General features: G+C 64.4%; 8 protein-coding genes, 1 tRNA gene and 1 pseudogene. 2 read left to right on the forward strand and 8 right to left on the reverse strand.

The genetic code is table 11. The annotated features are described in order from the left end of the window. The first annotated feature begins 113 nt into the window (after positions 1-113). Positions 114-470 (forward strand): hypothetical protein, encoded by a 357-nt coding sequence (locus IT41_RS16680; RefSeq protein WP_036743511.1) that lies wholly within the window; start codon positions 114-116, stop codon positions 468-470. Here IT41_RS16680 and IT41_RS16685 read toward each other — a convergent pair. From IT41_RS16685 to IT41_RS20230, 8 genes and pseudogenes are all read right to left on the reverse strand, one after another. Next, on the reverse strand, positions 467-979 hold the full coding sequence (locus tag IT41_RS16685; RefSeq protein ID WP_036743512.1) for an AmiS/UreI family transporter: 513 nt from the start codon (positions 977-979) through the stop codon (positions 467-469). The genes IT41_RS16680 and IT41_RS16685 overlap by 4 nt on opposite strands. A gap of 279 nt (positions 980-1,258) precedes the next feature. Further along, positions 1,259-2,134, reverse strand: coding sequence for a 3-hydroxybutyryl-CoA dehydrogenase (locus tag IT41_RS16690; RefSeq protein WP_036743513.1), 876 nt, complete (start codon positions 2,132-2,134; stop codon positions 1,259-1,261). 250 nt (positions 2,135-2,384) lie between these two features. Continuing rightward, the gene (locus tag IT41_RS16695; RefSeq protein ID WP_036743515.1) at positions 2,385-3,311 is read right to left on the reverse strand and encodes an electron transfer flavoprotein subunit alpha/FixB family protein; all 927 of its coding nucleotides are present in this window, start codon (positions 3,309-3,311) and stop codon (positions 2,385-2,387) included. Continuing rightward, positions 3,311-4,069: an electron transfer flavoprotein subunit beta/FixA family protein gene (locus IT41_RS16700; protein ID WP_036743516.1), complete on the reverse strand. Its 759-nt coding sequence runs from the start codon at positions 4,067-4,069 to the stop codon at positions 3,311-3,313. The genes IT41_RS16695 and IT41_RS16700 overlap by 1 nt, the downstream gene beginning before the upstream one ends. Before the next feature lie 120 nt (positions 4,070-4,189). Next, positions 4,190-4,762 (reverse strand): cob(I)yrinic acid a,c-diamide adenosyltransferase, encoded by a 573-nt coding sequence (locus IT41_RS16705; protein WP_036743530.1) that lies wholly within the window; start codon positions 4,760-4,762, stop codon positions 4,190-4,192. After that, positions 4,762-4,962, reverse strand: coding sequence for a twin transmembrane helix small protein (locus tag IT41_RS16710; RefSeq protein ID WP_036743518.1), 201 nt, complete (start codon positions 4,960-4,962; stop codon positions 4,762-4,764). The genes IT41_RS16705 and IT41_RS16710 overlap by 1 nt, the downstream gene beginning before the upstream one ends. Before the next feature lie 24 nt (positions 4,963-4,986). Then, positions 4,987-5,805, reverse strand: a complete 819-nt coding sequence (locus tag IT41_RS16715; RefSeq protein WP_036743519.1) for an SDR family NAD(P)-dependent oxidoreductase — start codon at positions 5,803-5,805, stop codon at positions 4,987-4,989. Between the two features lie 119 nt (positions 5,806-5,924). Then, positions 5,925-6,367, reverse strand: a pseudogene (locus tag IT41_RS20230) (transposase); the annotation flags it as partial. 270 nt (positions 6,368-6,637) lie between these two features. Between IT41_RS20230 and IT41_RS16720 the strand changes: the two are divergent. Further along, a tRNA-Ser gene (locus IT41_RS16720) sits at positions 6,638-6,727 on the forward strand. The last annotated feature ends 118 nt before the right edge of the window (positions 6,728-6,845 follow it).

A 6,845-nucleotide genomic window follows, 5' to 3' on the forward strand; every position in this document is an offset into this window, starting at 1 on the left:
CAATGGCGTCGGGGCCCGCCTTTGCCGCCGGCCGGCATGCCGTGGCGTCAACTGTGAACTGCCGCTTGACGCGCGGCCCCGCCCTGCCCGAAGCTTGCCGCCGGAGGGGCGCCATGGCGCATGGGGAATTGCCGATGTCAGCGGCCGGCGGTGATTTCAACGAAATCCGCCGCTCTTTCAAATGGCATATTCCCGAATACGACAATATCGGCACCGATACCTGCGACAAATGGGCCGAGCGCGATCCCTCGCGGCCGGCCATTATCGAGGTCGATTCGCGTGGCGACAGCCGGGAGCATGATTTCGGCATGCTGCGGGCGGTCGAACCAGCTGGCCAACGTGCTGGCCAACGTGCTGGCCGCTGGCCGCTGACCGGAGATCGCGGAAATGCCGATGACCACGACCGGCAAGATCGTCCTCGGCGCGCAGGGCAGTTGAGATCATGGGCCGGGAAATCGCGCCCTTTCTAGATCAGGCCGTCCAGGAGCAGGAAACCCGGCAGCCAGCCGGTGAATATCCCGGTCAGCAGCGTCACCCAGGCGGTTTGCCGCAGGATCGGCCGGCCAAGCGCCAGCAGCAGGAAATACATGAACCACAGCACGCCCCAGACCAGCCAGTTCACGGCCAGCCACAGATCGGTCGTGGAGCCGGCCGTGGCGATCGCGCGCAGGAATACCGGAACCGTGGTAATCGCCACGAACAGGCTGAACCAGCCCAGGCCGCGGCCATCGACCGCTGCCATGCGGTTATGGGCGACCCACAGATAGGTGGTGCTGAACATCAGGGTCAGCGCGGCGTCCCGGATCGTGTCCGGGCTGGCTCCGGACCCGAAGGCCCCGTCGATGACCACCCCGGCCGCGACCAGACCGGACACGACATTGATGACCACGATTTCGCGATCCGCGATCCGGCCCATCAGCCACAGCCCGTTCAGGAACAGGACCGCGCCGACATAGAACAGAAGAAATCCCAGCAACATGAACGATCACTCCAAAAGGCCCGTTCCGGTTGCCGGGACGGGCGCGGTTCATGCCTTGATCCGACCTCGCCAACGACATGTCGGCGACCGGGCGTTTCGGCCCGTCGGCATTCGGCCGGATGTCGAAATCGAAGATTCCGGCGGGGATTGCAAGCGTGCGCAGATATTGGAATTGTCCGCGCTGCCGGGGATGCCGGAAATCGCGCCGCGATCAGTTCGGCCGAGAGGCGTCACCCCTTGCGGGGTGACGAAGGGGCGGGGGCAGGGCCCCGTTTCGCCTCAGCGCGTCGGCACCGGCGTTTCGCCGGAATAATCGTAGAAGCCGCGCCCGGTCTTGCGACCCAGCCAGCCGGCCTCGACATATTTCACCAGCAGCGGGCAGGGCCGGTATTTCGTATCGGCCAGCCCGTCATGCAGCACGCTCATGATCGCCAGACAGGTGTCCAGCCCGATGAAATCGCCCAGTTCCAGCGGCCCCATGGGCCAGTTGGCGCCCAGCTTCATCGACTGGTCGATGGATTTGACCGAACCGACGCCCTCGTACAGCGTATAGACCGCCTCGTTGATCATCGGGATCAGGACGCGGTTGACGATGAAGGCCGGGAAATCCTCGGCGCTGGCGGCGGTCTTGCCGATCTTTTCGACGACCTCCAGCAGGGTCTCATAGGTTTCCTGATCGGTGGCGATGCCGCGAATCAGTTCGACCAGCTGCATGACCGGAACCGGGTTCATGAAGTGGAAACCCATGAATTTTTCCGGCCGGTCGGTGCGGCTGGCCAGCCGCGTGATCGAGATCGACGAGGTGTTCGAGGTCAGGATGGTGTTCGGTTTCAGATGCGGCAGCAGGTCCTCGAATATGGCCTGCTTGACGGTCTCGCGTTCGGTTGCGGCCTCGATGACCAGATCGGTCTTGCCCAGATCGGCCAATGTCATGGTGGTCTTGATTCGGGCCATCGCGGCGGCCTTTTCGGCAGCCGAGATCTTTTCGCGGCCGACCTGCCGTTCCAGGTTGTGGTCGACCAATGCGACCGCCTTGTCCAGCGCATCGCGCGAAACATCGGTCATCAGCACATCATAGCCTGCCAGAGCGAAGACATGGGCGATGCCATTGCCCATCTGTCCAGCGCCGATCACGCCCACGGATTGAATAGCCATTTTCCCGGTTCCCCTTGCAAGATCGGCCCAAGGATAGAGTGAAGCGTGGCGATGGTTCAATGTCGAATCGCCCCTGTGCGGCACGCCGTCACGCTGGGTCACGGGCCGCCGCGAGGAAACGGCCAGCGGCCGCCATGTCCCCGGTATGTCCATGACATTTCTATGACTAGGCCCGCCGAACTGGCGGGCCCTGAAGGGCCGGACAAGGGGTCGCGCCCCATATCCGGCATATCCGAATGAAAGCTGCCGCTTACAGCTTTTCTGTCAGTTCGGGCAGCACGTCGAACAGGTCACCGACCAATCCGTAATCGGCGATCTGGAAGATCGGGGCTTCCTCGTCCTTGTTGATCGCCACGATCACCTTGCTGTCCTTCATCCCCGCAAGGTGCTGGATCGCGCCCGAGATGCCGACCGCGACATAAAGCTCGGGCGCCACCACCTTGCCGGTCTGGCCCACCTGCCAGTCGTTCGGCGCATAGCCCGAATCGACCGCCGCGCGCGAGGCGCCGACCGCCGCGCCCAGCTTGTCGGCCAGCTTCTCGATGATCGCGAACTGCTCCTTGGAGCCGACGCCGCGCCCGCCCGAGACCACGCGCCGGGCCGAGGTCAGCTCGGGCCGGTCGCTTTCCGCGACCTCGTCGCCGACCCAGGAGGACAGGCCGGGATCGTCGGCCAGCGTGGCATCCGCGACAGGCGCCGCGCCGCCCTCGCCCGCCGCCTCGAAGCTGGCGGTGCGCACGGTCAGCACCTTTTTCGCATCCTTCGATTTCACCGTCTGGATGGCGTTGCCGGCATAGATCGGGCGCTCGAACGTGTCGGCATCCACGATCCCGGACACGTCCGAGATTACCATCACGTCCAGAAGCGCCGCCACGCGCGGCATGACGTTTTTCGCATCCGTCGTCGCCGGCGCGGCGATATGGCTGTAATCGCCGGCAAGGCCGACCAGCAGCGCGGCGGTCGGTTCCGCCAGCCGGTGGCCATAGCGCGCATCCTCGGCCACCAGCACCTTGGCCACGCCGGCGATCTTCGCGGCGTCTTCGGCGGCGGCTTTCGCCGATGCCCCGGCGCAGAGCACCGTCACATCGCCCAGCGATTTCAGCGCGCCGACGGCCTTGCCGGTCGCGTCGATATTCAACTCGCCATTGGTGACTTCACCCAGCAGCAATACAGCCATTACACCACCCCCGCTTCTTTCAGTTTCGACACCAGCTCATCGACCGAGCCGACCTTGATCCCGGCGCTGCGGCCCTCGGGCTCGCGGGTCGAGACGACTTCCAGGCGCGGGCTTGCATCGACGCCGTAATCGGCCGGCGTCTTTTCCTCGAGCGGCTTTTTCTTGGCCTTCATGATGTTCGGAAGGCTGGCATAGCGCGGCTCGTTCAGGCGCAGGTCGGCGGTGATCACCGCCGGCAGCTTGACCTGGATCGTCTGCAGGCCGCCGTCCACCTCGCGGGTGACCTTGGCATTGCCGCCGTCGATCTCGAGCTTCGAGGCGAAGGTCGCCTGGCCCCAGCCCAGCAGCGCCGCCAGCATCTGGCCGGTCGCGTTCATGTCGTTGTCGATCGCCTGCTTGCCGGCGATCACCAGGTCGGTGCCCTCGGCTTTGGCGACCTCGGCCAGGATCTTCGCCACCGCCAGCGGTTCGATATCCTGATGCACGTCATCGGCCGCGACCACCAGGATCGCCCGGTCGGCGCCCATGGCCAGCGCCGTGCGCAGCGTTTCCTGCGCCTGCCTGACGCCGATGCTGACCGCGATCACCTCTTCGGCCGCGCCTTTTTCCTTCAGCCGGATCGCCTCTTCCACGGCGATCTCGTCGAACGGGTTCATCGACATCTTGACATTGGCAAGATCGACGCCAGACCCGTCTGCCTTGACGCGGGCCTTAACGTTGTAGTCGATCACGCGCTTTACCGGCACGAGGATTTTCATGAGCCTCTTCCCTCTTGTTGCGTCACCTTTTCGGTGGATTTGTTAGCTGGCCATTGACTGCATTGACAGGGAAAAAACGACAGTTACGCATCGTTACGCGACGATCCCGTCAAGTTGTCGCTATCGGCTTGCTCCTGGAACCCAAAGGATATCCTGCGCGCCGTTCTCATTGGCGACGCGCCCGGCCACGAACAGCCAGTCCGACAGCCGGTTGAGATAGCGCAGCGCGGCGGGATTCGCCCCTTCGGCGGCGGCAAGCGCCACGGCGCCGCGTTCCGCCCGGCGCGCGACGGTGCGCGACAGGTGCAGATGCGCGGCCAATGCGCTGCCTCCGGGCAGGATGAAGCTGCGCAGCGGTGCCAGCGCGGCGTTCATCGCGTCGATTTCGGCCTCGAGCCGGTCCACCTGCGTCTGGATGATGCGCAGGACCGGATAAGGCGCCTCGGCATCCTGATCCATCCCCGGGCGGGACAGATCGGCGCCCAGATCGAACAGGTCGTTCTGGATCGTGGCGATACGGGTGGCCATCTCGTCCAGCGCGTGCAGCCGGGCCAGTCCCAGCGTGGCGTTCAGCTCGTCGACCGTGCCATAGGCCTCGACCCGCAGCGCGTGCTTGGGCACGCGCTCGCCATTCGACAGCGCGGTGTCGCCCTGATCGCCGGTGCGGGTATAGATCTTGTTCAGGACAACCATCAGCCGCTGCTCGCCCACAGATAGATCAGGAAGATCGCGATCGCGATGGCCTGCGCGATGATGCGCCAGCGCATCATGCGGTTGCCATGCTTGCGGTTGAATTCGCCGCCTCTGGCGAAGCCGCCGATGCCGGTGGCCAGGATCACCAGGACGGCAAGGCAGGCGATCGCCAGAAGGATGAGCAGAGGTTTGTTTTCCATGGGCGGGCCCTTTCGCCCTGCACCCTAGCTGCGCCGGGCGAACCAGTCCAGTGCGCGCGTCGGCAGAATGCGCCGGCCGAGCCCGGCGATATGGGTCGGCCGGGTGACGTAATAGCGCGGCCGCGGGCGCGGCGCCTCGAGCGCGTGGGCCAGTTTCTCGCTGACCGCCGAGGGGGGCAACTCGAACCGGTCCTTTTTCACGGCCGGGTCATAGAGGCGTTTCAGCAAGGTGTCGCGGTACTGATCCGCGCGGGGGCTCGATTGCCAGTCGATCCAGCGCTCGAAATGCGGGATCGAGTTGGCGCGGATGCGCGTGCCGATGGGGCCGGGCTCGATCAGGATGATCTTGACCGGGGTATCGGCCATTTCGACGCGCAGCACGTCGGTCAGCCCCTCGAGCGCGTATTTGGTCGCCACATAGGCGCCGCGCCAGGGGATGCCCACGAGGCCGAGGACCGAGCTGATATTGACCACCCGCCCGCCGGTTTCGCGGAAATGCGGCAGGAAATGGCGGGTCAGGTCATGGCTGCCGAACAGGTTCGCCTCGAAGATCGCGCGCAGGGCGCCGCGCGGCAGGTCCTCGACCGCGCCGGGAATGGCGAAGGCGCCGTTATTGACCAGCGCATGGACCGGACCCATGGCCAGCGCGCCCTCAGCGCAGGCGGCCACGCTGTTCTCGTCCGCCAGTTCCAGATGCAGCGTGTCGAAGCCCTCGGCCCGGCGGGCGGCGATGTCTTCGGGCTTGCGACAGGTGGCGATGACGCGCCAGCCGCGTGCCCGCATGTGCCGCGCGGCATCAAGGCCGATGCCCGAGGAACAGCCGGTGATCAGAACGGTTTTCATATGCGCCCCCTTTGGGCGCGGTTCTGCGATATGCCGGGGCGGGGCGCAATATGGCGCTGCAGAGGGGGCTTGTTGCGCAAATGGGACGATGGGTAGATGTGCCCTTTCTCCGGAGGGAGTTATCCTGCGGGCTCTGTGACGGCTATGCCGAGGGCTGTGTAGCGGTTGAGCACAGCGACGCGGATCGGGATTTCCGCGGCGTGCGATCGAAATCGCGGGCCGTCAGGGATTGGCCAGGGAGTTTGAAGCAGGTCATCTCGCTCTCGGTACGGTTTCGGCGGTGGTATCCACCCCGTCGTGGCCATATTGCGCGGCTGGGCGGGCCGGTTCCGCCGCGATACGGCAGGCTTCTCACGTTCAAAGTCTTCTGACGGCGACACAGGGAGCTGAAATCGGGCGCAGGCCCACCCAACCCCAGCAACCGCGACAGGCTCTCGACGAAACCCGTTGTTTGATCCGGCGGCATTATAGATAGTGCTTTCAGCGTCTGGCGTGTGGCGTCACTGAACTGATGCTGGCGGCCGCGCTTGCCACTTGTTGGTGGCGTCCAGATATAGAAGGGAATCATCCGTCAGATGGCGAGCACAAGCGACTCGAAGAGGCGCTCGACCGCAGAATTGTCGTAATAATCGCCTGTACCGCTCATTGGCACTTCGAACTGGCGTTGTTGCAGATTTCGTTGTCGGGACGCACTCCCTCTTGTCGAAAGACTTCCGGCCTGTCCGGCGGGGCGCTATTATTTCTAACGCTGGCGCGGTCCCGGTTGCTGCACGGTATCAATCACGCAAAAAGTGCCTTGTTTCCCATCAGCGCGATCCATATACGGGGCGATGGAGACGTGGCCGAGTGGTCGAAGGCACACCCCTGCTAAGGGTGCAGGCGGGAAACCGCCTCGAGGGTTCGAATCCCTTCGTCTCCGCCAATTTTCCCGCGATTTTCGAGCATAACGCATTTATTTTGCTGTTATTCACTTCCGGCATCCTGCTGGCATGGTGGGAATTGGCTTGTATTGGTGCACATATTGGGTGACAAATTGGTGC

This window comes from Paracoccus halophilus (assembly GCF_000763905.1).
GTDB classification, from domain to species: domain Bacteria; phylum Pseudomonadota; class Alphaproteobacteria; order Rhodobacterales; family Rhodobacteraceae; genus Paracoccus; species Paracoccus halophilus.